This window comes from Roseibacillus persicicus (assembly GCF_014651675.1).
Taxonomy (GTDB): Bacteria; Verrucomicrobiota; Verrucomicrobiia; order Verrucomicrobiales; family Akkermansiaceae; genus Roseibacillus; species Roseibacillus persicicus.
The window spans coordinates 14,003-39,362 of sequence record NZ_BMXI01000001.1; the positions used below are offsets into that span (position 1 = coordinate 14,003).

21 protein-coding genes are annotated in these 25,360 nt (G+C 58.0%); 16 read left to right on the forward strand and 5 right to left on the reverse strand.

Features of this window, described 5'->3' with window-relative positions; all coding sequences use genetic code 11:
- Position 1 precedes the first annotated feature (1 nt).
- From IE099_RS00065 to IE099_RS00080, 4 genes are all read left to right on the forward strand, one after another.
- Positions 2-1,069, forward strand: coding sequence for an AMP-binding protein (locus IE099_RS00065; RefSeq protein ID WP_189566116.1), 1,068 nt, complete (start codon positions 2-4; stop codon positions 1,067-1,069).
- 121 nt (positions 1,070-1,190) lie between these two features.
- Positions 1,191-2,717 (forward strand): PhoH family protein, encoded by a 1,527-nt coding sequence (locus IE099_RS00070; protein WP_189566118.1) that lies wholly within the window; start codon positions 1,191-1,193, stop codon positions 2,715-2,717.
- An 87-nt stretch (positions 2,718-2,804) separates the two neighbouring features.
- Positions 2,805-3,368 carry an RbsD/FucU domain-containing protein gene (locus IE099_RS00075; RefSeq protein ID WP_189566120.1) on the forward strand — a complete coding sequence of 188 codons (564 nt, stop codon included), beginning with the start codon at positions 2,805-2,807 and terminating at the stop codon, positions 3,366-3,368.
- Positions 3,365-3,688, forward strand: coding sequence for a ribonuclease III domain-containing protein (locus IE099_RS00080; RefSeq protein WP_189566122.1), 324 nt, complete (start codon positions 3,365-3,367; stop codon positions 3,686-3,688). The genes IE099_RS00075 and IE099_RS00080 overlap by 4 nt, the downstream gene beginning before the upstream one ends.
- 21 nt (positions 3,689-3,709) lie before the next feature.
- On the opposite strand, the gene IE099_RS00085 is transcribed toward IE099_RS00080, so the two are convergent.
- Entirely contained in the window at positions 3,710-4,075 is a 366-nt protein-coding gene (locus IE099_RS00085) for a hypothetical protein (protein ID WP_189566124.1), read from the reverse strand.
- Positions 4,076-4,228: 153 nt separating this feature from the next.
- Here IE099_RS00085 and IE099_RS00090 point away from each other — a divergent pair, with 153 nt between their 5' ends.
- The 11 genes from IE099_RS00090 to IE099_RS00140 all read left to right on the forward strand — a co-directional run bounded on the left by IE099_RS00090 (position 4,229) and on the right by IE099_RS00140 (position 20,426).
- Entirely contained in the window at positions 4,229-5,197 is a 969-nt protein-coding gene (locus IE099_RS00090) for a ThuA domain-containing protein (RefSeq protein WP_189566126.1), read from the forward strand.
- Positions 5,198-5,202: 5 nt separating this feature from the next.
- Complete coding sequence (larB, locus tag IE099_RS00095) at positions 5,203-5,973, forward strand: nickel pincer cofactor biosynthesis protein LarB (protein WP_189566134.1); 771 nt, start codon at positions 5,203-5,205, stop codon at positions 5,971-5,973.
- Positions 5,974-6,146: 173 nt separating this feature from the next.
- Positions 6,147-7,166, forward strand: a complete 1,020-nt coding sequence (locus IE099_RS00100) for a serine/threonine-protein kinase (RefSeq protein ID WP_189566136.1) — start codon at positions 6,147-6,149, stop codon at positions 7,164-7,166.
- Between the two features lie 104 nt (positions 7,167-7,270).
- Positions 7,271-9,310: a hypothetical protein gene (locus IE099_RS00105; RefSeq protein WP_189566138.1), complete on the forward strand. Its 2,040-nt coding sequence runs from the start codon at positions 7,271-7,273 to the stop codon at positions 9,308-9,310.
- Positions 9,311-9,423: 113 nt separating this feature from the next.
- A complete protein-coding gene (gene larC, locus IE099_RS00110) occupies positions 9,424-10,626 on the forward strand; it encodes a nickel pincer cofactor biosynthesis protein LarC (RefSeq protein WP_189566145.1) in 1,203 nt (400 codons plus the stop codon).
- Between the two features lie 15 nt (positions 10,627-10,641).
- Positions 10,642-11,076 (forward strand): DUF5069 domain-containing protein, encoded by a 435-nt coding sequence (locus IE099_RS00115; protein ID WP_189566146.1) that lies wholly within the window; start codon positions 10,642-10,644, stop codon positions 11,074-11,076.
- Positions 11,077-11,237: 161 nt separating this feature from the next.
- Positions 11,238-14,120: an Ig domain-containing protein gene (locus IE099_RS00120; protein WP_189566147.1), complete on the forward strand. Its 2,883-nt coding sequence runs from the start codon at positions 11,238-11,240 to the stop codon at positions 14,118-14,120.
- On the forward strand, positions 14,117-15,289 hold the full coding sequence (locus tag IE099_RS00125; RefSeq protein ID WP_189566148.1) for a hypothetical protein: 1,173 nt from the start codon (positions 14,117-14,119) through the stop codon (positions 15,287-15,289). Before IE099_RS00120 ends, IE099_RS00125 begins: the two co-directional genes overlap by 4 nt.
- Entirely contained in the window at positions 15,286-16,443 is a 1,158-nt protein-coding gene (locus IE099_RS00130; RefSeq protein WP_189566150.1) for a hypothetical protein, read from the forward strand. Before IE099_RS00125 ends, IE099_RS00130 begins: the two co-directional genes overlap by 4 nt.
- Before the next feature lie 49 nt (positions 16,444-16,492).
- The gene (gene cobA / locus IE099_RS00135; protein ID WP_189566152.1) at positions 16,493-17,995 is read left to right on the forward strand and encodes a uroporphyrinogen-III C-methyltransferase; all 1,503 of its coding nucleotides are present in this window, start codon (positions 16,493-16,495) and stop codon (positions 17,993-17,995) included.
- Positions 17,996-18,098: 103 nt separating this feature from the next.
- Positions 18,099-20,426, forward strand: coding sequence for a transglycosylase domain-containing protein (locus tag IE099_RS00140; RefSeq protein ID WP_189566154.1), 2,328 nt, complete (start codon positions 18,099-18,101; stop codon positions 20,424-20,426).
- Between the two features lie 18 nt (positions 20,427-20,444).
- Here the strand turns inward: IE099_RS00140 and IE099_RS00145 are convergent, their stop codons facing one another.
- The 3 genes from IE099_RS00145 to IE099_RS00155 are packed head-to-tail and all read right to left on the reverse strand — an operon-like array spanning position 20,445 to position 22,723.
- On the reverse strand, positions 20,445-21,038 hold the full coding sequence (locus tag IE099_RS00145) for a methyltransferase domain-containing protein (protein WP_189566156.1): 594 nt from the start codon (positions 21,036-21,038) through the stop codon (positions 20,445-20,447).
- A 24-nt stretch (positions 21,039-21,062) separates the two neighbouring features.
- The gene (locus IE099_RS00150) at positions 21,063-22,169 is read right to left on the reverse strand and encodes a hypothetical protein (protein WP_189566158.1); all 1,107 of its coding nucleotides are present in this window, start codon (positions 22,167-22,169) and stop codon (positions 21,063-21,065) included.
- Positions 22,166-22,723, reverse strand: coding sequence for a hypothetical protein (locus tag IE099_RS00155; RefSeq protein ID WP_189566160.1), 558 nt, complete (start codon positions 22,721-22,723; stop codon positions 22,166-22,168). Before IE099_RS00155 ends, IE099_RS00150 begins: the two co-directional genes overlap by 4 nt.
- Before the next feature lie 21 nt (positions 22,724-22,744).
- Between IE099_RS00155 and IE099_RS00160 the strand changes: the two genes are divergently transcribed.
- Positions 22,745-23,755, forward strand: coding sequence for a DMT family transporter (locus IE099_RS00160; RefSeq protein ID WP_189566162.1), 1,011 nt, complete (start codon positions 22,745-22,747; stop codon positions 23,753-23,755).
- A 7-nt stretch (positions 23,756-23,762) separates the two neighbouring features.
- On the opposite strand, the gene IE099_RS00165 is transcribed toward IE099_RS00160, so the two are convergent.
- Positions 23,763-25,133 carry an NAD-dependent succinate-semialdehyde dehydrogenase gene (locus IE099_RS00165; protein WP_189566164.1) on the reverse strand — a complete coding sequence of 457 codons (1,371 nt, stop codon included), beginning with the start codon at positions 25,131-25,133 and terminating at the stop codon, positions 23,763-23,765.
- Positions 25,134-25,360: the final 227 nt, after the last annotated feature.

Below are 25,360 nucleotides of genomic sequence, written 5' to 3' on the forward strand. Positions count from 1 at the left end.
CATGCTCAGCGTTTACTCCCCACCTCATCTTCGGGAAGATGGCGAGCGCTTGGCCGCCAAGCATCCGGAGCTGTCGGGCTACCTCTTTGCAACCAGCGGAACAACCGGAAGTCCCAAATGGATCCTCCATCGTAGGGAAGGCCTCGACATCTGCGCCGAAACAGTCAACACGCACTTCCACTGCACGGCCTCCGACACCTGGGGTCTAGCTCTGCCGGAGTTCCATGTCGGCGGATTCTGCCTCACCCACCGCGCCCGACAGGCCGGCGGGCAGTTGGCGCGCTTCGAACAAAAGTGGGACGCAACCTCCTTTTCCCTTTGGGTTCGAGAAAACAAGGTCACCATCACCTCCCTCGTCCCCACCCAGGTTTTTGACCTCGTTAAAGAAAAACAAACCGCCCCACCCAAACTTCGCCTCGCCCTCATCGGCGGCGAACATCTAAACAATACTCTGCACGCAAAAGCAATCGCACTGGGCTGGCCACTGGTCACAAGTTATGGAATGACCGAAACCGCGGGCCTCATCGCTGCCAGCAAAGTCGGCGATACTCACCTTCGCCCCTTACCCGGCTGGGTCTTGGCGAAGGGGCAGGAAGGACAACTCACCATCGCCGGCCCCGGACTCTTTGCCGGATACCTAGCTGAGAGCGGACTCACCGAAACAGAAATACCCTTTTCTACTAAAGACCTAGTAGATTTCAAAGACGGCCTTCTCGAGGTCCGGGGACGCTGTGATGATCAGATTAAAATTCGCGGGGAACTCGTCGACCTCCACAACTTGCGCGCGGGCTTGGCCGAACTGATTCCTTCCCGCCGCACGACAGTGATCGCTCTTCCCGAGGAGCGCTGTGGCTACCAACTCTTTCCCGTCATCGAAGGCCCCCAGGCATTTGACCAAGAGATTTCGCATTGGAACAATCAGCTCCCGGCCTTCTCCCGATGTCAGTCCGCCGTCTTTCTAACAGACTGGCCGAAAACCCCTTTGGGAAAGATCGATTTCCGCGCTCTCACCGAACAGATTTCAAGACGACAGGATTATCTGTTGCGCAAAGCGACCTCCCGAGACTAATGTTATAGGTCTTGAAAATTTCAGGAAAGCAGTCCCGATTGGCACCCTCCTTGCTGGAGGGGTGTATGAGACTCGCTTTATCAGGACTCTCCCAATTTTATCCTTTGTCCGAGAACCGCTTATGCAGACCATTGACGGATCACAGATCCAAATTTTCGAAGAAGAAGTCCCACCCCGCTCCCCTTCTAACAAGGGCAAACCCCCAATCCTGACCAAGGCAAAAGCCAAAGAACTCGGGCTCGTCGCTCCGTCCACTTTAGGTAAGAACTTTGTTCTCGATACGAACGTCTTGCTCCACGATCCAGGATGCTTGGATCGATTCACGGATAACCACATTTGCCTCCCCGCGGATGTGCTCTCCGAGCTTGACCGCTTCAAGAATGAGCAGAGCGAGCGCGGAGCCAACGCCCGTCAGGTTCACCGTACCCTAACCCAACTTTTCTCGAACGGACAGAGCCCTACCGCCGGGGTAACCACTGCCGGAGGCGGTTCGATTCGCCTGGTGGTTTTTGACCCCAATCTCTGTGGAAAGACCACGGAGAGCATGCAGCAGTTCTTCCGGGTCTTCCCCGACCGCACCCGGGTGGACCACCGAATCCTGGGAGCAGCTTTGTTAGTTGCCCAACACAACAATCCACCGGTGATTGTGGTCACGAAGGACCTGAATATGCAGCTGAAGGCCAAGGCTGTCGGGATCGAGTGCGAGGACTACCTCAACGACAAAGTCGACCCCAAGGAAATCTCTACCTACGACCTCCCAAGGGTCGAAGTCAGCCCCAGCGACCTTCAGGGCTTTGCCAGCAAAGGAATACTCTACAACGAAGAAGCCTCCGAGGGGCTCGTCGTCAACGAATACGTTCTCCTCAAAGCCGGTCCGAAGCAAACTATGCCGGCCCGGGTCAATAAGGAAGGCGAGTTCGTCCGGCTCGCTATTCCCGAGGCCATCCGCATCCCGAACGGAACCAGCCTGAAGCCGCTGAATCTGGGTCAGAAGTGCCTCATCGACGCCCTCCTCAATCCCGACATTTCTCTAGTGACTTGTTATGGCCAGGCGGGAACAGGAAAGACCCTCGTGGCGATTGCCGCCGCATTGAGCGAGGTCTTCGCCCGCAATTATAATGGCCTCACGGTGAGTCGACCCGTTGTCGCAATGGGCGAGGGAATCGGATTTCTTCCGGGAACACTTGATGAAAAGATGCGCCCTTGGTTGCAGCCAGTTTATGACGCCCTTGACCTCTTGATGGTCCCCCCCGCCACCAAAGGCCCCCGCCGCAAGCAAGGAAAGGCCAATGATTCCGCAGACACCGGCATCAAGCCTTACGACAAACTGATCGAGCAGGGCATCATCGAGGTGGAAGCCCTCTGCTACATCCGGGGACGCTCCATTCCCAACCGCTTCTTCGTCTTGGACGAAGCCCAACAACTCACTCCCCAGGAGGCAAAGACCATCGTCACCCGAATGTCCCGAGGCTCCAAACTGGTCCTCGTGGGCGACCCCGCGCAGATTGATAATCCCTATGTGGACAGCCGTTCCAACGGACTCGTCTACACTCGCAAACGCCTGAAGGGTCAGCCCTTTGTCGCTCACGTCTCCCTCAGCCGGGGAGAGCGCAGCCCCTTGGCCGAAGCGGGCGCACAGATGATGTGATCGGTAACTCCTTCGCTTTTCCATAAGATGTAAGCCATTTCCGTGAATTGACTTTCTGAGGGATAACCCTACGTTCCTCCGTTGCTGATGCGCGGTTCTCTTTTCATACTTCTCCTTTTTGCCTGCTTGGGCTTGCCGAGTTGCGGCCGTCATTCGGGCGTGGAGAGAGAAGACTTGGACCCGGGCTTGGTTCGCGAGATTCAGGCCCTTGGCAACCGCAACTGGATTGTCATCGCCGACCAGTCCTTTCCCCTCCATACCCGACGCGGAGTCAGGACCCTCATTGTTGATAAAGAGATTCCCGAAGTCCTTGGTGGCGTGCTGGACGTTTTGGAAAGCCAGCAACACGTGAGCCCCATCTTCTATCGGACCCGTGAACTGAACTTCGTGGAGAACGATGCCGCCCCCGGAATCGATAGCTACCGGACCGCCGTCGACGAGGCCCTACGAGGACATCATATCCGTGATTTCCAATATCGTTATCTGTCTGTGGTGCTCGAGGATGATTCAAAGATTTTTGCCGTTCTTGTTATCAAGACCAAAACGGCGCTCCCCTACTCCTCCATCTTCATCGAGCTCGATAGCGGCTTCTGGGACCAGAAGTCAGAGGAGCAATTGCGCAAGAAGATGGAGAGTTCCCCAGGCTCATGAAAGTGGATGAAGTGGCTCTTACAAAAGAGCGAGAAGAAGCCTGGATAGGCGATGCCGTGCTCGCGCTCTATGTCCGCGAGTGGATTCTAGCTCGAGGCGAGGGCCTGGATGGCGAGGCTTTCATTCGCTTCACGTCCAATGATTTTTTGCGCCTCCATGGCAACCCGACTTCGGTGGAAGCCGAGATTGGGAGAGTCTATCAGGACAACGATCTGCAAGCGGGCTTCGACTGGATCGAGACCAATCTCCTGCCCCGCTTCCTCAATCGCGAAAAGCAGTTGGCCGCCCGCGACAAGGCCGGCCGCAAGAAAAAGCGATAGGTAGATCTTCTGCGGACTCCCTCAGTTGCCAGCCAAGCCTCTCTCGAAGCGCGCTAGAAACTCTACCACCGGGCCAACCGAGTCGCTCAGACCCGCCAAGTTCATCACCATCAGGGCGACCAGAACCACGCACATGGTGTAGGCACCCATCGCAGCTACCGGCATTCCTTTGGAAAGCAAGCGACCCAACATTCGGGTCGCCCGCTCTTCGCCGTGGAATAGATTGACGAGGACCGCAAAGAGAAGAGGACGCTTCTCCGCGAAATGCTCTTGGTAAGTCTCCGGCGAATCCTCGATCTTGCCACCCAGCTTCCAACCAAAAAGGCTCAGCGAACCCATTGCAAAAGCAATGAGCGCAAGCTCCAGGGCATGACCAAGATCCAACATCGTCTCTCTTCGTTGAGTGCAACTTATGCCTCATTGAAACACTCTCAACAGATATTTTCGCCCAACGAATTCTCCTGTCAGCCAAGTCGATTTCAGTAAAATCCCGAAAAATTCCTTTCCCGTCATTCGTTCCCTGATTGAATTCCAAAGAACATGAAGCCACTTCTCACTCTTACCCTCTTTTGCACCCTCGCTCTTCCCTCCGTCGCCGCGGACAAGCTCAAGGCCCTCATTGTCGACGGCCAGAACAACCACGCGGTCTGGCCCAAGTCGACGATCATGATGAAACAGTATCTCGAGGAGACTGGCCTCTTCGAGGTCGAGATCGAGCGGACCAAGTTTCTTTGGAAACACGAACGCGAGGAGAAGTGGCTCGAATACGCTGGCACGGGAGCTTGGGAAGGCCTGAAGCAGCCCAAAGCAGATCCCGACTTCAACCCCGACTTCTCGAAGTATGACCTCGTCGTCAGCAACTTCGGTTACAATGCCGCTGGTTGGCCCGAGCAGACCAAGCGCAACCTCGAGGAATACATGAAAAACGGCGGAGGCTTGTCCATCGTCCACGCCGCCAACAACAGCTGGGCTGATTGGCCTGAATTCAACAAAATGATCGGCCTCGGCGGTTGGGGTGGCCGCAACGAGGAGCACGGCCCCTATGTTTACTACGACTCCGACGGCAACATTGTGCGTGATGACAGCCCCGGCAAATGCGGACATCACGGACCTCAAAGCGAGTTTCTCGTCACTATGCGCGTGAAGGATCACCCTATCACCAAGGGTCTCCCCGACTTCTGGCTCCATAGCAAGGACGAGTGCTACTCCAAGCTCCGTGGTCCAGCGGAGAACATGACGATTCTCGCCACCGCCTCCGACACCCCTGCCTTGCAAAAGGAAGGCCGCAACGAGCCCATGCTGATGACGATCGACTACGGCAAGGGTCGCGTCTTTCACACCACCCTGGGACATGACACCGAGGCCTTCGAAGGCGTCGGCTTCATCGTCACCTTCAAGCGCGGTTCAGAGTGGGCTGCCACCGGCAAAGTCACACAGGAAATCCCAGCAGACTTCCCTGCCAAGGATAAAGCGAAAGGCCGCACCTTTGAGTATCAGGGCAAGAAGTAACACCCATGAACCGCGATTCAATCCAGCAACTTCTCGAACAAGTTGCTGGAGGAAAAATGGACATCGAGTCCGCGATGAGCGAACTCGTTCATCTTCCCTTTGCTGAACTCGCCCACTCGACCCTCGATCTCCATCGCGAGCTTCGCCAAGGGTCTCCTGAAATCATCTTCGGCGAGAACAAGACGCCGCAACAAATCAGCGACAACCTCATCCGTATTCATGCTGCCCACGGTAAAGCTCTGGCGACCCGGGTCGGCGCGGATAAGGCTGCTGAAATTTTGGCCACTTGGTCCCCCGGGCTCCCCGCTCCCAGCTACCAACCCTCCGCCCGCTGCCTGACTCTCGGACTGGGACAAGCTGCCAGCCCTGCAGACGGTGAGCGATACGTCGCCGTGGTCACCGCAGGCACCTCCGATTTGGCCATCTCCGACGAAGCCGCGCTCACGCTTCAATTTTTGGGCCATCGCTTTGTCCAAATCAATGACGTTGGGGTCGCGGGTCTGCACCGCCTTTTTCCCCATCTGGAGGTATTGCAGAAGGCCACCTGCATCATTGCCATTGCCGGAATGGAAGGCGCCCTGCCCAGCGTACTCGGCGGACTTCTGCCCGGCCCTATTGTCGCCGTTCCTACCTCCACCGGATATGGAATCGCCCGCGACGGCGAGACCGCGCTCCACGCCATGCTCACCTCCTGCGCCTCGGGAATCTCGGTAGTCAATATCGACAACGGCTTCGGCGCCGCTCTCTTTGCCCACGCTCTCTTGCGGCAGTTTTAGCTTCATCCAGCGGGGAACAATTGGCTCCCTCCGCACATCATGATGTCATTCATTTAAGGGTTCATGACTTCTTAATCACTAGAAAGACCTCGGACTTGGGCCATATTTCGTTTGTTCCAACTTTAACCCAGTTTTATCGCCTAACGACTACCTAACGAATACTTCCTACTACAGTGATCCACGAGAACTCTCTCTCGGCCCGCCCTACGCTCGACAATCTTTCGAGCGACTTCTTCGTCACACCCGGCAACAGCCCGCTGGAACCGACTGCACCCGAGCATTGGGATGGAAGTATCTTATCCGCAATTTCGGAAGTCACGACCCGCTATCAGCCTTTGGCCAAGATTGGAACCGGAGCTTCGGCGGAAGTGTTTCGCGCATTGGACACGCGCTTCAATCGCCACGTAGCCCTCAAGCGATTCAACAAGGAGGCCCTCGAACGGAGTGATGCGGAGTCCGACTATCATTCCGAAGTCGCCGCCGTTTCCCGAATCTGTCATCCTAACGTGGTTCGCGCCTACGACCTCGATGATGACGAGGACGGCCCCTTCATTATCTTTGAACTGATTGAGGGAATGGACCTTGAGACCCGGCTCAAGGAGCGCGCTCTTACAGCTGATGAAGTCCGCCACTTCATCGTGCAAGCACTAGAGGCCCTCATTGCGGTACATCAGACTGGCTTGGCCCACCTCGACCTCAAGCCCGCCAACTTCATGTCGACCAGTTCCGCAAACGGCATCCCCCATTACACCCTCATTGACTTTGGGCGAGCCTGTGATTCGGAGCGGGAAAAAGACCGCCGCGAGAGCACCACCAAACAGAGTTTGCGTGGGTCGATTCATTACATGGCTCCCGAACAGTTCACAAAGGGCGTGCTCGATGCGCGCACCGACTTGTATGCTCTCGGAATTCTTGCCTACGAGCTTCTAACAGGACAGAAGCCTTTCGACGGCGACAATGCCATCCAGGTGATGTCCGCCCACCTGACGAGTCGGGTGACGCCAATTGACGAAATCCTCCCCGACCTTCCCGCTGGAATGGCACCCTGGATCATGGCCCTCATCGCCAACAACCCTGACGCCCGGCCTCAGACTGCGCAGGAAGCTCTCCGCAGTTTCCTGAGCCTCTCGACCCTCCAATTTGCCTCCTTGGAAGTGACCGAGCCTTTCCCTGTTTTAGATAAAACAGCTTGATCGAGATCGGGACAAGGTGACAGCCATGGCTGGGCTCCCTTCGAAACTGAAAAGCAAGGAAGCTGGCGGACGACTTTTTGAAGGCTTCACCAAGTCAATAGCCCGTGAAGAACGACTCCGAATCAGCTCCCAAGAATCTCTCCGAAGCCCTCACCCGGGGCTTCCAAGGGAGTGAAGAGAAGAGGCTGCAATGGCAGGCCTATTGCGAGGGCGCATTGTCACAAGCGAATGAAAAAGCCCTTCAGGAGGCCGAAACCCGACTCGCTCAGTCCGCTCGGGAAAGTCCGCAGCGCAAACGGCTTGGGAAGTTTTTCTCGATCAGCCTCATCGCGCTGGCTCTCCTACTGCAAGCGCTCCTCACGAAAGTGCTGCTCAAAAACTACGATCTGGGCTACGTCGAGCTCACTGGAAAATACGGCTTCGTGCACGGCAACTACGGGGGACCACTTCCGACCCCGGCCACTCGGAAAAGACTCAGCGAAGAAGAGCTTCTCCTACTGAGTTGTGGCTTCCGCCATGACGACGAGAAACCCGCCTACGTGACCCTGCGTGAGCGACATCCGGACAACATCGCCTATCTCTGCGAGTATCTCGTGTGGGCCGAGGACCCCCGCCTCAAGCACTTCGAGCGAGCCATGGAACTCGATCCGGACAACGGTTGGCTAGCCCTGTTTTATGCCGGCCACCTCGCAGATCGCAGCCTCGTCTCAAATCTCGCTTACTCCTCCCGCAAAAAGGATGTTCCGAGACGAAAAATCAAGGATCAGGAGCAGTTTGAAAAGGCGCTCATGCTGATGAAGCGCGCTAGTGAGATGACCAGGTTCGAGCGCTACCCCAATGAGCTTCAGGTTAGACGTGCGAACTTATTACTCCCTCCGAAAAACATTGCCGAGGAGACCGAATATCTGGTCGCCCTCTATCCCTCCAGCGACGACAGCATGCGGATCCTTTCGCTGGCAAGTGCGGTTGAAGTGCAAGCGCACCTTCACGTTGAAAACAACGACCCTCAGAGTTTTCAAGAACTCGTCGAGACGGCCCTCTCCATCATTCCACCCCTCTCCTCAGAAATGCACGGGACCATCGGCTCCCTGACGATTCAGAACTTCATGCGAACGCTGGGCGGAAAGCTTGGTCCAATGGCCCGCCAACTCGGACTCGAGACCTTGGCCAATCGACTGGAAGACTTGGACAACGGAATCACCAAGCTACAGGACTGGAGCAAATCGAGCCCCCCTCCGAAGTTCCCAGTAGCCAAATATGGCTCGCCAATGACCGAATTGATTTCCTCTTACCATGAGAAAATGCCGGGGATGGTGCAACCCTCAGTAGAAGACCTCGAGCCTGCCCGGATGAAATTTCTTCTCAAGATGGAGAGATCGGTTTTGTCCGTCGCTACCGGATTTCTAACAGTGGCTGCGCTTCTCACCTTTTTTGCCAGTTTCTTATCCGCCAAAACCACTCGTCTGGCGGCGCTCAGTTTGGAAAAAGCCCTTCCTCCCTATCGCTGGCTCCTCACTCTCGCCGCCTCCTTCCTACTCCCGATCGTTGGCTATCTGATCGTGACCCGGCTCACTCCCCTCGGCGGTCTCGACCGGTCGGTGACCTACCACGCGGGACAGCCCCACGCCTATCACATCGCCAGCACCATCGCGCTCGCCTTCCTGTTGCCCGTGGCCCTCACGAGCTTCTTCACCCACCGTCAGCTCAGTCGCCTCGGGCTCTCCCGACCGGCGGGCTGGACGATTTGGGTGCCCTGTCTGCTGGTTCTTCTCACCCTTCTCTCCGCCGGATTGATTCGCTATCAGCCTCAATTCGCTACCGAGGTTTCGGGAGCGTTCGGCGCCTTTGGTCTGCTCTTCTTCCTTTGCCATGTGCTGATGCGCGTGTTTGGTCCGCAACGTAACGAACTGGCCCGCATCCTTTCCTTGCGGCAACTGGCCCCCACCTTCGCCGGTCTTTCCATTCTCTTTTCCTCACTTCATATTGCCATCACTCTGCGCGAGAACCACTGGGTCAGGCAGGAGGAGTTTTTCCCGCAAAAGGGAGATCGCTTTCACCCCTCTCCGATGGACGCTACTTTCAGCCGACTCTATAGCGAACGCCTCGACACCATCATCGCGGGCTCACCTTTATTCACTGAGTAGGAAAGGGCAGATGGCCCCGCTATTGAAAAGAGGCCAATTGTTTGGAAAGGGGAAGCGGGCAAAAGGGCAGAATTGTCCTTTCGCCCGCGCCGAAATCGCCTAACAATCCGGCCATGAAGACGGCCTATTTCGACCTCGTTTCCGGTGCCTCCGGGGACATGCTTCTGGGGGCTCTGGTGGATGCGGGCTTGCCCATTGGCCAGCTGGAGGACGAACTGCGCAAGCTGCACCTCGACGACTTTCGCCTCAGCAGCGAGAAGGTGCTGAAGAACTGCTTTTCCGCAACCAAGGTCGATGTTCACGTGAGCGACCACGCTCCGGAACGCTATTTGGCGGACCTGCAAAAGGTGGTCACCGAGTCCCACCTTTCGGATTCGGTGAAGGAGAAGGCCAACCGGATTTTCCACCGGATTTGCGAGGCCGAAGCGGCCATCCACAACTCGGAGGTCGACAAGGTTCACCTCCATGAGGTCGGCGGCGTCGATGCCATCGTCGATGTCTGCGGAGTGCTCGCCGGCTTGGAAGCCCTGGGCATCGAGCGCGTGATCGTTTCGCCCTTTCCCCTGGGACGCGGCTTTGTCTTCGGAGCCCATGGCGAGATCCCCCTTCCCGCCCCCGCCGCGCTCTCGCTGCTGAAAGGCTGTCCCATCGTGGGCAGCCCCATCGACAAGGAACTGGTGACTCCCACCGGAGCTGCCATTCTGTCGGAAGTCGCCGATGGCTATGGGCCCATTCCTCCCATGACGCTCGATTCGATTGGCTACGGAGCCGGCACCGCGAACTTCAAGTATCCCAATGTGCTGCGGCTGATTCTCGGGGAGAGCGAGCAAAGGTTCGGCCTCATCACCGAGACCCTCGTGCAGCTGGAGAGCAATCTGGACGATGAATCCCCCGAGATCGTGGGCCACGTGTCCCGCCTGCTGATGGACCAAGGCGCGCTCGACGTGGCCTTGCTCCCCGCGCAGATGAAGAAGGACCGCCCCGGCGTCCAGATTCAGGTTTTGGCCAAGCCCGCTCATGCCGACCGCTTGCAGGACATCCTCCTTTCGCAAACCTCCACCCTCGGGGTCCGGCGGAGTGAAGTTCGGCGCGACTCCTTGCCCCGCCGCAACGAGACCATCGAGACCGAACACGGCCCCATTCGCGTCAAGGTCGCCCAAGTCCCCGGCCAAGCGGCCAAAGTGATTCCCGAATACGAAGACTGCCGTGCCGCAGCCGAGAAGTCGGGCCTCCCGCTGGGAGAGCTTTACTACCGCGTCCGGCACGAGGCCGCCCACGCCCTCAACCTGCCCCACGACCACGAACCCTTTCTCTAACAACAAAACTACAACATGAGCAAAACCGTACCAACAATCAGCTCCGGCACCGCCGGTCCTCTCGGCGTCAAGCACCTCCCCCGCCTCTGGCAAAAAGCCTCCTTGGCCGCCGTGGACAAACTCCATGACGAGTATCCCGCCGCAGGTGCTGGCTATGACCAGATGACCCTCGACGCCCTCAAGATCGACCGCGACACCTTCCTCAACTACATCAACAGCGAGAAGCCCAGCTACATTCAGCTCGAGGCTTGGGTAAAAGAAAATGGCACCATCGACGCCGACGCCATTGCGGCCCACAACGCGGGCGTGGATGGCTACATCCACAGCGACGAAGTTCGCGCTGAGATCCTGGCAGGAGCCGGATTGGCTGACGATGGCTCCATCAAGGATGCCGTCAACCTCAACAACCTCGACGACTGGGCCCTCTTCCACAAGGGAGAGATCGCCTAAGCTCGCGATAAAGCTCAGCTTCAACCACAGCGACGAACCCGTCGCTGTGGTTTTTTCGTCTCGGGGCCCCTCGCATTAATCAAGGCGCGCCCTTCCATTAGACCAGGTGTAAAGATGAACTACGGTGAAGAGGTTTAAGTTAGAACCTACCTAAGCCCACAATGTTACGCCTTTCCCTCATCCTTGCAGCCCTCACGGCGGGCACCCAGATGTCGAACGCTCTCGTGATTCGACACGATACCCCGACGCTCAGCTACGAGAACTACGCCCGCGAATCCCAATTCAATGCCTCCACCGTCATCGTGCGGGCCACTGATGCGGAATATGGCTTGGCGGGGGCCACTGCCATCGACAGCCGCTGGGGAGTACACGCGCGTCACACCCTACGGTCGGTAAGCAATCACTTGGAAGATGGCAACCAAGCCCGCCTGCGTGGCAGCAAATGGAACGGCTACAACAATCAAGGCATGGCCGCCACCAACGTTCTGCAGGTGATTCACTTCGACGACGATTTCACTCGCTTTGCCAATGCCATCGACATCGCTTTGGTGCAGGGAGGGGCAGCGTCCTCCACCCTGCGCGTGGCACCGCTTTACAACAGTTGGGATGAAGTGGGCAAAGTAGGTTCCGGGGCCAGCGCGGCGAACAACCGGCAGGATGGAAATGGAAACAGTCGCAAAACTGAAGCCCAGAACACCACAAACTCCGGCCGCTGGTATGAGATCCGATGGGCCGGGAAGAACGACGTCAATCAGGTCAACACCCAGTCCTTGGGCTCTCCTGCCAACGCCCTTCTCAAGTGCGACCTCGATCACCCGACCGACACTTCCAAAAGCGTCATGGGCGGCAACTTGGCCATCGACCTCGAGTATGGAAGCATGAACGGAGATAGCGGCTCCCCCATCTATTTGGAAAAAAACGGGCTGCATGGACAAGTCGCCGGAGTGCTCAGTGGTGGCTCGGGCAACGTCTATGGCTCGACCGTGGTCTATGTCCGCACGCGCCCCTATAAGACCTGGATCACTGACACCATTCTCGCAAATCCCGACAACCGCTCCCTGATAATCGACAGTCTGGCGGACCAAGTCCTCGCAGTGGGCAGTGAACTCGCGTTGACCGCGACCTCCGCCAGCACGGAGGGGCCGCTCACGCCCATTTACTCGTTCACCACCGCCCCCACCGGGGCCAGTATCGACTCCGCCACGGGTGCCATCAGCTGGGCTCCCCTTCCCACCCAATCCGCCGCGAGCCACGACTTTGTGGTCAAGGTTACCGAAGACGGCAGCTACGCCAATGCAAGCACCACCTCCTTTCAGGTGACGGTCACCGGCAGCAACCTCGTCGACTTCTGGAGTTGGTCCGCAGCACCTCCCAGCTGGGGTTCGCTCACGGTTTCGAGCGGGGCTCCCTATGGTCAAGCGAGCGCGGCTTTCCCTTATCTACAGGGTGACACTGGCAACACCCTTCATCAACAAATCACTGGCACTATCCCAGCGAATGCAAACGTGGTGATCACTTTCAAGGCCGCTGATTTCAATCAAACCTGGTCTCAGGGTGGCCCAATCGAATTCGGACTCCGCAGCGAAGCTCCCACGGCGGAAAACACGATGGAGCCCTTCCTCCACTCCGCCACCGCCGAGGTGCCGAATTACAATGGCGATGCCTTGGCCGACGGCTTGGGCAACACGGGCGGCAACGTCGACTACTCCCTCACCTTCTCAACCGAAACCGAAATCGTGAACCCTTGGTTCGTGGTTCGAAAAAACGAAGACGGCGACCGCTTCGGCATCGATGATGTGGTCATCAGCTACTACTTCGACGATGCCGACAGCGACGGACTTCCCGACCAGGAGGAAGAACTCCTTGGAACCAATCCCGACCTCGCCGATACCGATGGCGATGGATGTGACGATGGCTACGAGGTCGACGCCGGTCTCGATCCCCTTCTCGCCGACAGTGATGGTGACGGCTTTGGCGACCATTACGAAATCACGACCACCTTGTCCGATCCGCTCGACCCCAACGATCCGGCATTGGAAAATCATCCCGGAATCGCAATCAACTTTGTCTCCGCCCAAGGCCCCGGTTCAAACCGACTAATGTCCCCCTTCGTCACCGCCGGGGTCGCCGAAGTCCAGCAACGCAATTGGAACCAGGCCGGCCCAGCCAACGGAGGCAATGGCGGTCTCGGACGGATTACGGCTCCGGTCGCGGGAACCCTCGTCGATAGCGAAGGGCTCACCACCGACGTTACTTTTTCCTTCACCGGCTCCAATACTTGGAGTGCTGCGAGCGAAGAGCTCACCCCCTACGGCCCCCTGATGGCAGGCTATTTGGATTCCAATGCCAACAACGACGCCACCGTCACCCTGACCCAAATTCCCTATCCCCTCTATGAGGTCTATGTCTATGTGGGCTCCGACAGAGACAACCGCACAGGCACCATCTCGGATGGCACCACGACCTACTCCCTCGCCACAGCCTCGGCCAGTCCCAATGAAGCGGGTAGCTTCGTTCAGACCGTCAATACCGGCACCGGAAACCCTCCTGCCAACTACGCGGTCTTTTCTAACAAAAGCTCCAGCTCCCTCACCCTGACCTACAGCAGAGGCAGTGGAAACGGCGGCATTCACGGCCTTCAGATCATACCCCTCGAGGTTCCCAATTCCTACGAAACCTGGGCGACGAACAATGGGCTGGACCCAAGTGCGGAGGATGGCCCTTACGCGGACTCCGATGGTGACGGCGAAGCGAATATTCTCGAGTTCGCACTCAACGCCAGCCCGCTGACGGGAGCCAGTCGCGTGGAGCTGACCCCAGTGAGGACCGAGTCCGAATTCTCCCTGCAATTTACTCAACTGAAAGCCGCAGACGATCTCACCATCACCGCCGAATGGTCTTCCGATCTGGAGAACTGGTCCGACGAAGATGTCGTTCTCATCCCCGGCACCGAAGATGACACCACCCGCCAGATGGTGGCCCAAAAGCCCGTCGTCTCCGGAGAGACCGAAGGGTTCCTGCGGATTCGGGTAGTAGCCCCATGAAAAAACGCACGCTCATTGCCACAGCCTGGCTAACAGGTCTTGTCATCGCCTTCGAATTGGGTCGCGGCCTTCCGTTCGCGATCTCGGAGGAGACTCAATCCCTCTCCACAAAAAGCACTCCACCTGCCAATCGCGACCGCTCAACAAGCCCGGGACTCCAAGCCACGCGCTCGTTTGCAGAGTCTCTCCAAGCCTTGCAAAAATCGGAAGATTTTCAGGCCCTCTTCGGAGTGCTGCAGCCTTCGTTTGAAAATCCGGAAACGCATGACTCCCTGCTCCTTCTCGCCGATGAGTGGTCCGCCCGGCATCCGGAGGCAGCGAGTGAATGGCTTCACAAACAGGCTTTCGACGACCCGCGCAACCCCTTCCTCTTCGCCGCTCTCAGCCAATGGGCAGCCGCCGACGGGGATGCCGCTTTGAAGTGGCTGGTAGCAAACTATCCGAAAGCCTCTTCCACTCGGGACTACCTCTTTGCCTCCTTCATCCGAGGAGTTGCGCAGAAGGCCCCTGAACGAGCTTGGGCGATATTGAACAGTCTGCCTGCAGGGCCCGAACGCTCTGGCTCACTTGACTTTGTGCTCAACGGCTGGCTCAGCCAAGGCCTCCCGACCGCCCTTGGAAAACTTGAAAATCTGCCAGCGACGGATTCCCCCTTACAAATCGAAGCTACCCAAAATCTCCTCGCCAACTTGCCTCTTGCCGAACTGGCAGAAGCTCGCGAATGGGCAGCTCGGCTTTCTAACGACGAACAAAGAAAGTCCGCTCAAGTCGCCATCGCCGCCAACTGGGCTCAGCACAATCAAGGGGCGGCCTTGGAGTGGGCGGGCGAACTCTCAGACGAAATCCGCCCCCGGGCCTTGGCCGAGGTCGCGACCCGCTGGGCACGCGACTCTCCCAACGAGGCAGCCGACTGGCTGAAGCAGACCGGACCTGCCAGCGAACGGGATCTATCCAATCGCGCCATCAGTTGGAGTCTCGTCGGACTCGATCCCGAGGCAGCCTTCACCCAAATCGCCAGCATCACCAACCCCCTCTTGCGCGACGAAACCTTTGAGCAAGTCGGCCGTCTCTGGATGAGCAGTGCTCCTCAACAAGCTTATCAATATCTCCAGAACGAGAACCCCTTGCCCTCCGAGGTGAGAGAACTTCTTTTGCAAAGCTACCGATGAACACCCCCAGCCTCAGCCCCCCCATTCTCTCCGGAGTGGCTTTGGCCAGTCTGGTCGCAGCCTACTTCCTGGGCACTGCTTTTTCTAACAAGTCGCCCTCGAAGGCTGGAGCACCTGCGCAAGAACAACTCTCAGCACGCCCCACCTCTTCGCTCAATCGCAGTGTCTTTCGCACAGAGCGTAACCAGACGATCGCCGACCGAGTGTTAGCAACCATTGCCAAACTGGAAAGGCTCCGAACCCCTGCCGAATTTCGCCAGGCCTTGGGCGAGATTCTGAGCTACGCCGATAAGACCGAAAAAGAACGGCTCGTCTCGCTGCTCTTCGCTTCTTGGCTGGATCGGGATCCCGAGGCCGCCTTTGCGGAGGCGCGACGGGTAGAGTTCCTCCGCTACCACGCTGGGCGCACGAGTCGCAGCTTTTCACAGTGGGCGGAAACCAACCCGATCGCGGCCGCCAGTCTTCTCGAGCAAACCCTCGATGGCCGCCAATTGACCACCGACCCGCGCCCTCCCTATCTCGATGGAGTCGATCCGCCGGAGTTTCTTCTTTCTCTCGTCAACGGTCTCGCGCAAACCGATCCCCGCCTCGCCGCCGACACCTTGGCTGCCGCTCAATCGAGTCCCATACAAGTCCATGCCCTCGAAGTGCTCATGCAGACTTGGTTTCCCGCGGACAGTGAGGAAGTCTTTGCTTGGACATCCTCGCTTTCCAATCCGGAAGTCCGCTCGCAAAGCCTTGCCATCGTCGCAACCAAGGCGGGACAACTCGACGACCCATCCGCGGGGCTAAGCTGGGCGCAGAACCTGAAGGATTCCGGAGAACAAACCCTCGCGCTGGGAAACCTCGTCAGCCAATGGAGCCAGCGCTATTCGCAAGACGCTTTCAACTGGATCGCAGCGCTGTCAGACAGCAACTTGAAGTTCCAGCTCATGCCTCCGGCGCTCCGACAGCTCACCCTCATCAATCCCGGAGCGGCGGCAGACTGGCTCAATCAATACGAGGCCTCCCCGCAGATGGATGCCAGCATCGCAGCCTATGTGAAGTCGATTCAAACCGTGAATCCCGAGGCCGCCAGAGGGAGCGCCAGCGCCATCACCGACCCCCATTTGCGAGAGCAAATTCTGCAGGAACTCGCGCAAGCCGCACCTTAGACCGTTTCTGTTGAAACCTCGGCGCTTCTGTGCCAGCGTCCGCCCTCACATGAAAGGAATTTGCTATCTCGTCGGTGCCGGCCCCGGTGACATCGGACTCACCACCATCAAGGCCAAGGAATGCATCGAGACCTGTGATGTCCTCGTTTACGACGCGCTCAGCAGCCCCGAACTTCTCAACTGGACCAAACCCGGGTGCGAAAAAATCTTTGCGGGCAAGCGCGCCAAAGACCACGCCATTCCCCAAGAGGGCATCAACGCCCTCATCGTGGAAAAATCCCTCGAAGGAAAGTCCGTCTGCCGGCTCAAGGGCGGCGACCCGATGATCTTTGGACGGGGCGGTGAAGAAGCGGCTGAACTCGCGGCAGCGGGAGTTCCTTTCGAGATCGTGCCCGGTATTTCCTCCACAATCGGCGGACCAGCCTACGCCGGCATCCCAGTCACCCACCGCGCCCACAATACCCAGCTCACTATCTTTACCGGTCACGAAGACCCCACCAAGGAGGAGTCTTCCTTCGACTACGAACAACTGGCCAAGGCCCCCGGCACCAAGGTCTTCGTCATGGGGGTCTCCCGCCTGCGCGAAATCACCGCCAAGTTTATCGAACATGGCGCTGAACCTAATACGCCCATCGCCCTCACCCGTTGGGCCACCACCGGCCAGCACCGCACCATCACCGGCACCCTCGCCGATATCGCCGACACCGCCGAGCGGGAAAACTTCAAGTCCCCCGCGGTCGCCGTAATCGGCACCGTGGTCAATGAGCGGGAAAAGATCAACTGGTTCGAGAGCAAACCCCTCTTTGGCAAGCGCGTGGTAGTGACCCGCACTCGCGAACAGGCCGGCAAGCTCTCCAAGCAGCTCAGCGCTCTGGGCGCCGACGTGGTCGAGCTCCCCACCATCCGAATCGAAAATCCCGACGATACCCGCGGCTTCGCGGAATCGGTGCGCGATGCCCACACCTACGACTGGTTGGTCTTCACCAGCCCGAACGGAGTGGAACGCTTTTTCGAGGGCTTTTACTCCATCTATAAGGACGCCCGCAGTCTGGGTGGCCCCAAAATCGCGGCCATCGGACCTGCCACCGTGGCGAAAATCAACGAGTATCGCTTCACCGTCGACCTGGTGCCTGAACAGCACGTCGCGGAAGGACTTTTGGACGCATTCAAGGACCAGTTCATCGACAGCCAAACCATGCTCTGGGTCAAAGCCGACGAGACCCGCATGGTCATTGCCGACGGCCTCAATGCCCTCAACGCCATCGTCGACATCTGCGTCGCCTACAAGACCGTCCCCGAAACCGAGGACCCCACCGGAGCACGCGCTTTGTTAGAAAAAGAAGGAGCCGACTACATCACCTTCACCAGTGGCAGCACGGCGGAACACTTCTTTGCCATGGGCATCGACCTCCCCGAACGCTGCCGCCTCGCCTCCATTGGCCCGGTCACCAGCAAGACCTTGATGAAGCTGAATCATCCTCCCCATGTCGAGGCCAAGAGCTACGACATTCCGGGCTTGATTGGAGCCATCCTGGAAGATGTCGCAGGGTGAAGAGCCGCTCTTTTCCGCATCTCGACGAAGCGGAAGCTGACCGAATCCTCCCTTATCGAAAGCAATTCCGTCCCTTAGCCTCGCTGCTAGCAACAACAGCCACATGGCGAAAAAGAAAACCAACAGACGGCGGCCCGCAAAGAAGGCCAAGCAGAAGAAAGCCCCCCGCAGGGTCGGGTTCTTTGGCTGGCTTCTTTTTTGGCCCTATCACCTCGTCGCCCTGATCGTAAAAGGCTGGCCTACAATCTTCCGCATCCCGGCCAAATTGGCCGCTGCTGGAGCTGCCGCTGGGTTCTTCGCCTTTCTCGGGATGGCAGTCTTTTACGGCATTCGGGCCATGCCCTACGACCTTACCGAAGTCCGCGAGATGCCCGAACGCACCACGGTGCTGGATCGAACGGGAAAAGAAATTGCGCGCCTTCATGGCGAAAACCGCAAGATTGTCCCCCTCTCCCAAATCGCGCCTGAATTCGAAGATGCCCTCCTTGCTCGCGAAGACAGCAGATTTCGCCGACACCTTGGCGTCGACCCGATGGGAATCGCGCGCTCAATTATCCAGAACGTCAAGCGTCGCAGCCTCGCCCAAGGAAGCTCGACCTTAACGATGCAGTTGGCCCGCAACACCTTCAATTTGCAAAACCCGACCCTCATCAAGATGAAGGCTCCCGGGCCTCTCATTGAGCTTGATCGAAAATTCCTCGAGATCGCGGTCACCTTCCGTATTGAGAAAAAGTATTCCAAAGACGAGATCCTCGAGGCCTATGTGAACCGCATTTTCTGGGGTCATTCCTATCGCGGCATCGAGTCCGCCTCGCAAAACTATTTCGGAAAGTCCGCAGCTGAGCTGACGCTCTCCGAGTCCGCCATGCTCGCGGGCATTATCCGCGGGCCCAATGCCTTCACCCCCCACCGTTATCCCGAGCGTGCCAAACGCGAACGCGACACCACCTTGGATTCCATGGTGCGGGAGAAATTCCTCGCTCCAGAGGAAGCGGAGAAAGCCAAAAAAGAGCCTCTCCTGATTAAGGAAACCGCCGCCGTGAAGAGCGGTTGGTCGCTCAATATCATCGAGCGCGAATTGAACGAGATTCTCGCCCGCAAAAGCATCAAGCAAGGAGGCCTCACGGTCACCACCACCTTGGACAACACGCTTCAAACCGTGGCTGAGGATGCGGTGGAAAATCAATTGCGGAGCATCGAGTCCCGCTCGGGTTACCGTCATCCCACCCGCGCCGCCTGGCAGCGGAATCCGACCTCCACCCCCAATTATTTGCAAGCCGCAGTCGTGATGCTCGATACCCAGACTGGCGCGGTGCGAACTATCATTGGAGGCCGCGATGTTTCGGAATCAGCCTATGACCGGGCCCAGTGGTCGAATCGATCCGCGGGCTCACTCTTCAAGCCCTTTGTCTATCTGGCGGCTTATGAAAAAGGGATGCTGCCCGAAACCTGGGTCGCCGATACCCCGATGCGCAGTGGAGAAGTCGAAGGCGCCCCCGCCGGATGGCCCGCAAACTCCGATGGCAAGTATTACGATAATTTGCGCACCAGCGACGGACTCATCCTGTCACGCAATGCTTCCACCGTGCGGGTCGGGAGCTTTGCGGGAATGGATGAGGTCATTGATGTCGCCAAGGCGGCCGGACTGCTCCGCAAGCCCGTGCGGGATGCCACACTCTACTTGGGAAATTCGCCCGCCTCACCTTGGGAAATCGCGGCGGCCTACACCACTTTTCCGAATAAGGGAGCTCGCGTGATTCCCTATCTGATAGACAAGATCGAGAACTCCGAGGGTCAAGTTCTCTACCAATCCAGCCCCTTGAAAGCCGTGGTCTCGCGGCCCGAGACAGCGGGACTGGTCAACAATCTCTTGCGCGAGGTCACGGCCAGCGGAACCGCCCGCTCCCTGCGCAGCGTGCACGGCTACTCCCTTCCTGCTGCGGGAAAGACTGGCACAACCAACGATTATCACGACGCCTGGTATGCGGGCTACACCAGTTCCCTAACCGCTTGCGTCTGGGTGGGGCTGGATACCCCCGCCACCATCGTGGACGGCGGTTATGGCGGCTCTCTCGCCCTGCCCATCTGGGCCAACATTTACCGAAAGGCCTCCTCACTGCGCGATCCCGATGGACGGGCCCGGTATCCCGCCGGCGACCTGGATCCTCACCTCACCTACGAGAACGCCCGCCTCTGCCGCCATTCGGCCAAACGGGTGACCCCGGGCTGTGAAGCGGCCGGCACGGCCTATCAAGACAAAGTACCCAAAGCGCTCCTCCCCCCCGCCAACGATTACTGCACCATCCACCCCCTCCGAGCCCTTCGGGCCCCCCAATCGGAAGCGCCGGTGCTTGTTCGCCCCAATACCCAGCCCCAGCGAGCTCTTCCTGTTCCAGAAGACAGGCCAATGCGAGCCTTGCCAATTGAGTAAAGCCGGCGAGCGAGCCGTCTAGGTCACGTCCCCCGATTTCGCCCGTCTGCGCAGGACTCGAATCATTTCACGGCCTTCGCGCCCGGGATAAGCCAGCTCGGGAAGCCACTCTTCCACCAGCTCAAAGTTCTCTCCAAACAACCCGTCGAGCTCCTCCAAAGTGCAACCATGCGGCGGACCTCCTTCATGGTCGGGATTGAGGAAAAAAATGGCGACCAGATGGCCTCCGGGTGACAGCCACTTCGCTGCGGACTCCACGTAGCGCTGACGTTGGGAAGGATCAATCGCGCAGAAACAAGTGTGCTCGAAGATCGCGCTCACAGAATCACCCCGGGGCTCGAAAAAATCTCCTAGCGCAAAGCGGGGATTCGCCCCCTCAGTCCGGGCCCTCGCGCCTTCAACCGCCAATTCCGCAACGTCCAGTCCCTCCACGACCACCCCTTGGGCGGCAATATAGCGGGCATCATGGCCAAATCCACAACCGGGCACCAGCACCGGTCCTTCCCCCCAAACCGCGACGCCCAACTTGGCTGAAATTTCTTCCAGCGGCGGTGCATGCGTCCCTTTTTCCCATGGGGTCTCCCCTTCCAAATATCGTTCGTTCCAGTCCATTCCGTTGATGTTGGACCAAGACTACTACATTTTCCGGAGATAGTCTGGCACTTGTTCCTTCTGAACCGACGGCGGCAAAGTGGCATTGGCAAAGTGAATGACCGCTCCGACCCCCGCCGCATGGGGTGCCGACAGGAGCGGCTTGACCTCGACCTCCGGAAACAGGTGGATCTTCTTGCGCTGGGCCTTGCGGTGGGCCAGCCACAATCCCACGACCAGAACCGCAAATGACAGCAGACCGAAAATCGCTAAGGCCTTGGTCTCGCGCGCCACGGACGCGACAACCTCTTCGTCAGCCTTGACCACGATGAGCTCATCTTGGGAGGCGTCAGAGAGCAGCGCTCCATTGCCAGAGGCCTCCGCCAGCTCCCGCTCCATCCAGTAAAGGCGAATGGAAAGTCCGGTGGAAAAGCTCTCCAGCTGGGAAGCAGGTTCGCTCTTGGTTTGGGCCTGTTGCTTGGCGTAGATGAGCGCTCCCTTGACGGCCGTGCTCGGGACCACGGAATACACCTGGGGGCTCATCACCATCGTGGAGCGGCTCGGATCACCCATGTAGTAGTAGACGAGCGCGCTCAATCCGCTTCCCCGTTGATAATGACGCTTGAAGATGGCCTCCATTTCTCCCTCCGGCGGCACCACCTGCTTCTCATCGAAGAGGTAAATGTAGAGGTCGATCTGTGAATCACCGGCATGATACTCGAGGAAGCTCTGCCGGTCCTTTTGCTCCTGCATCGAGAGCATACCTTGCGGATCCACCAGATATCCTGCCGGACGGCCGGCAAAGTAAGGAGCGAGAAACTCTTCCCCGATTACAATGGGGTATTCATCCTCCAGTGGAATCTCCGGAATATTCTCTGGCTCCGGCAATGGGTCGAACAAGTCGGCGTAGCTAACCCCTCCGACGTCTTCGCGAAACAAATCCGTCCCCAGCTCCAACTCGCCACTGCGAATGAGCTCCAGTTCCTCAATCGACCAAGTGGGCAAAGCCGGCCAGTTGGAGAGATCGGGGATGACCTCCCCCTCCTCCTCGGCCAATGACGGCTCTTGGGCCCAAAGACCGGACGACCAAACCACCAGGGCGGCGACGCAAGCAAGCCGTCGGCCCACCCTCTGACTTTTCCGAAAATTCACAACTTTCTGGCCTTCTGTTGGTGGCGCGACCGGATCCGTTCCAGCAACTCTCCCGTTGCTTCCGAAGCCTCTTCCTCTTGAAATCGTGACGGATCCTTGCGTGCTCTCTTGGAACGGCGAATCAAGGTCCCCTCCAACTTCTTCATCACGATTTCAATCCCCTTGAAATACTGTCCTTGTAGGAAAAAGGGGTGCCCGGCGGAGAGCGCGGCAAACGTGTCATCCTCTTCCAAAAAAGAGTGCAGCGAATACCCATAGGTCAATCCCGCGGCCTTTCCTGCCACATCCAACGAAAGCAAAATCCCGCAAGCATTTGGCCGCGAGACCTCCACATCGACGAAAGCACCACGATTCAGGAGCCAAAATCCAAACTGGCGCAGATGGGACACTTCCTCAAACGCCCCGATATAAACTGCGAAAAAGAGCTGGGGGAAGCGGTGCTCGAACTCGTTCATCAGGAGCCGCATTTCCTTACGTTCCTTGGCTCGCAGGGCCCCTGCGGCGTCGGAAAGAGCCGCCACCCGGACATCTTCGGAGCCAAAAAGGTCATCCACATCCTTCATCCCAAACCCACAATGCGGACATCCAGCCGCGGAACGGTGGATTCTTTGGACGCATCTGGGACACTTGCTCATGGTGGGGACGAGAAAAAGCTAGAGGTGAAGCCCTATCGAGGTCAAAACCCCAGCCCGTCACCCGCGCTCATGCAGAGTGCTTGCCAAATTTTGCCCCGATTCCTCCAGCTCAATCTTCTGGTCCTTCTCTGGAGCCTCACCGGCATCCTGGGGGAGTATCTTTCCTTGGAGCCTGCAGCCTTGGTTTTCTGGCGGACGGCGATCGCATCCGGGATGTTTTATTTCTTCTGCCGACTGAAGGAGCCTCACCTGCTGCGAATCTCTCGCAAAAATCTTTTCACCGCCCTCATCGCTGGATTCCTACTAGGCGTGCACTGGCTCTGCTTCTTTGGAGCAATCGCAGTCTCCAATGTTTCCATCGGACTCGCCGGCTTTGCCTCCACCGCGCTCTTTACCGCCCTGCTTGAACCCCTCATTGAAAAGCGACGCCCCAATCCGAGTCACTTGACCTTGGCGGCAGTGGTGGTGCTTGGAATCGCCCTCATCGGGGGCGCGAAAACTTCGGTTCCCAATTCGGTGCTGGGGCTCTCCATCGCGCTTGTGGGAGCAGCACTGGCCGCGGCTTACAGCATTCTCAGCAAAAACCTCGTGGTTGCAGCCGTCCCCGGCCCCACCATGATGGCATACCAAATTCCCGCCGCCTGCCTGACGTCCCTTTTGGCAATTTTGGTGATACCAGCCTTCGACTTTCAGCTGCCGCAAAGCACGGATTGGATTCCACTTCTCATTCTTGCGCTGGCCTGCACTTTCGGGGCCTATCTCTGGTTTGCCCGGCTGTTGAAGCACCTCTCCGCATACACCATCAATCTCGCCATCAACTTCGAGCCAGTCTACGGCTTCCTAATGGCTGCCGCGCTGTTTCACGAGCACCAAGCACTCACCCCGACGTTCTACCTCGGAGCGGTGGTGATTGTGATCGCCAATGTGCTGCACTCGCGGCAACCCCAATAGAGACGCCTTAGTCCGCCCTATGATGGATGAGCTTCTTATTCACAAACTCGAGGATCCCGAGGCGAGAGAGCTCGCGCCCGTAGCCGGAGTTTTTAGTCCCGCCAAAGGGCAGTTCGGCCTGCGAGTTTGTTGGTTGGTTGATAAAGACCATTCCGGTATCGATTTGCTCGGCCACTCGCTTGGCCCGCTCGATGTCCTTCGTGTAAACCGACCCGCCCAAACCAAAAGAGGAGTTGTTTGCCAAGGAGATGGCCTCCTCCTCGTCTTTTACTCGATAAATGGTGGCCACTGGACCGAAAAGCTCTTGGTCAAAGGTTGGATCGCCAGGCGAAATATCAGTCAGGATGGTAGGATTGAACCAAGCCCCCGCCCGCTCGGGACGGTTGCCGCCCAGTAAAACGGTAGCACCCGCGTTGACGGCCTCTTGCACTTGGGAGTCCAATCGCTGAGCCGCGTCCTCTGAAGACAGCGGTCCCAGATCGGTCTCTTCATCCATTGGATCCCCGAGCTTCATCCCCGCCAGCTGCTCCTTGAAAGCCTGCACAAATTCCTCCGCAACATCCTCGACAACAATGAAGCGCTTGGACGCCACACAGGATTGTCCCGTGTTGACCATCCTGCCCTTCACCGCCATTGCCACCGCGTTCTCCAAATCGGCGTCTTCCAGCACAATGAACGGGTCATTGCCACCCAGCTCGAGAACCGATCTTTTCAGATTTTTTCCGGCTTGAGCTGCCACCGCCGCGCCCGCCTTTTCGCTCCCCGTCAGCGAGGCACCCGCGATGCGGTTGTCAGCGATAATCGTATCAACGAACTCACTGGGAATGATTAGGTTGGTAAAGACCCCTTCCGGCAATCCGCTGTCGCGAAAGAGCTGCTCAATCCGCTCGGCACAACCTGCGACGATACTCGCATGCTTCACGAGCACCGTGTTTCCGGCCATAATATTGGGAGCCGCAAAGCGTATGACCTGATAGAAAGGAAAGTTCCAAGGCATCACGCCCATGAGCGCCCCAATCGGCGCGTATTGAATGTAGGCTTCGGCATCCTCGACCTCCATCTCGTGATCGGAAAGAAACTCAGACGCCCCGTTCGCGTAAAATTCAACAATCTCGGCGCAAAACGTGATTTCGCCGCGAGCCTCGCTAATGCGCTTGCCCATCTCCGTCGTGATCAACTTCGCGAATTCATCCGTCTTTGCGCGCAACTCGGAGGCAACCTTCAGCATGAGCTCCTTCCGGTGCTCCAGCGAGGTTTGCCTCCAGTCCGAAAAGGCCTCGTCGGCTCGCCCAATGGCGTCGAAAACCTCTTCGCGGGTGAGCGGCTGGTAGGTGCGGAGTTCTTGATCGTTGGCAGGATTGATGGTGGTTACAGACATTTGTTCGAGGGTTTCTTTTTGATTCTCAGAGCTTGATTCAGGTAATACCGGAGCATTTGGTTGAAAATGAGCATCGTTGATAGTGGGTTCGGCTCACTCTTGCAGAAGCGAGGCCAGTCCTTCCCCCGCGACGGATTGGTGGCGGCCTCCAGCCTCCCTTCCCGCCGCCGAAGCCCTTTAAACAGGCGATTCCCAGAGTTCATCCGCTCTCCTATCACCGCAGCTAC

Excerpts from the sequence above, each read along its gene's own strand:
- IE099_RS00065 (WP_189566116.1), top strand. The coding sequence starts at position 2 with ATGCTCAGCGTTTACTCCCCACCTCATCTTCGGGAAGATGGCGAGCGC.
- IE099_RS00070 (WP_189566118.1), top strand. The coding sequence starts at position 1,191 with ATGCAGACCATTGACGGATCACAGATCCAAATTTTCGAAGAAGAAGTC.
- IE099_RS00075 (WP_189566120.1), top strand. The coding sequence starts at position 2,805 with ATGCGCGGTTCTCTTTTCATACTTCTCCTTTTTGCCTGCTTGGGCTTG.
- IE099_RS00080 (WP_189566122.1), top strand. The coding sequence starts at position 3,365 with ATGAAAGTGGATGAAGTGGCTCTTACAAAAGAGCGAGAAGAAGCCTGG.
- IE099_RS00085 (WP_189566124.1), bottom strand. The coding sequence starts at position 4,075 with ATGTTGGATCTTGGTCATGCCCTGGAGCTTGCGCTCATTGCTTTTGCA.
- IE099_RS00090 (WP_189566126.1), top strand. The coding sequence starts at position 4,229 with ATGAAGCCACTTCTCACTCTTACCCTCTTTTGCACCCTCGCTCTTCCC.
- larB (WP_189566134.1), top strand. The coding sequence starts at position 5,203 with ATGAACCGCGATTCAATCCAGCAACTTCTCGAACAAGTTGCTGGAGGA.
- larC (WP_189566145.1), top strand. The coding sequence starts at position 9,424 with ATGAAGACGGCCTATTTCGACCTCGTTTCCGGTGCCTCCGGGGACATG.
- IE099_RS00115 (WP_189566146.1), top strand. The coding sequence starts at position 10,642 with ATGAGCAAAACCGTACCAACAATCAGCTCCGGCACCGCCGGTCCTCTC.
- IE099_RS00120 (WP_189566147.1), top strand. The coding sequence starts at position 11,238 with ATGTTACGCCTTTCCCTCATCCTTGCAGCCCTCACGGCGGGCACCCAG.
- IE099_RS00125 (WP_189566148.1), top strand. The coding sequence starts at position 14,117 with ATGAAAAAACGCACGCTCATTGCCACAGCCTGGCTAACAGGTCTTGTC.
- IE099_RS00130 (WP_189566150.1), top strand. The coding sequence starts at position 15,286 with ATGAACACCCCCAGCCTCAGCCCCCCCATTCTCTCCGGAGTGGCTTTG.
- cobA (WP_189566152.1), top strand. The coding sequence starts at position 16,493 with ATGAAAGGAATTTGCTATCTCGTCGGTGCCGGCCCCGGTGACATCGGA.
- IE099_RS00140 (WP_189566154.1), top strand. The coding sequence starts at position 18,099 with ATGGCGAAAAAGAAAACCAACAGACGGCGGCCCGCAAAGAAGGCCAAG.
- IE099_RS00145 (WP_189566156.1), bottom strand. The coding sequence starts at position 21,038 with ATGGACTGGAACGAACGATATTTGGAAGGGGAGACCCCATGGGAAAAA.
- IE099_RS00160 (WP_189566162.1), top strand. The coding sequence starts at position 22,745 with ATGCGGACATCCAGCCGCGGAACGGTGGATTCTTTGGACGCATCTGGG.
- IE099_RS00165 (WP_189566164.1), bottom strand. The coding sequence starts at position 25,133 with ATGTCTGTAACCACCATCAATCCTGCCAACGATCAAGAACTCCGCACC.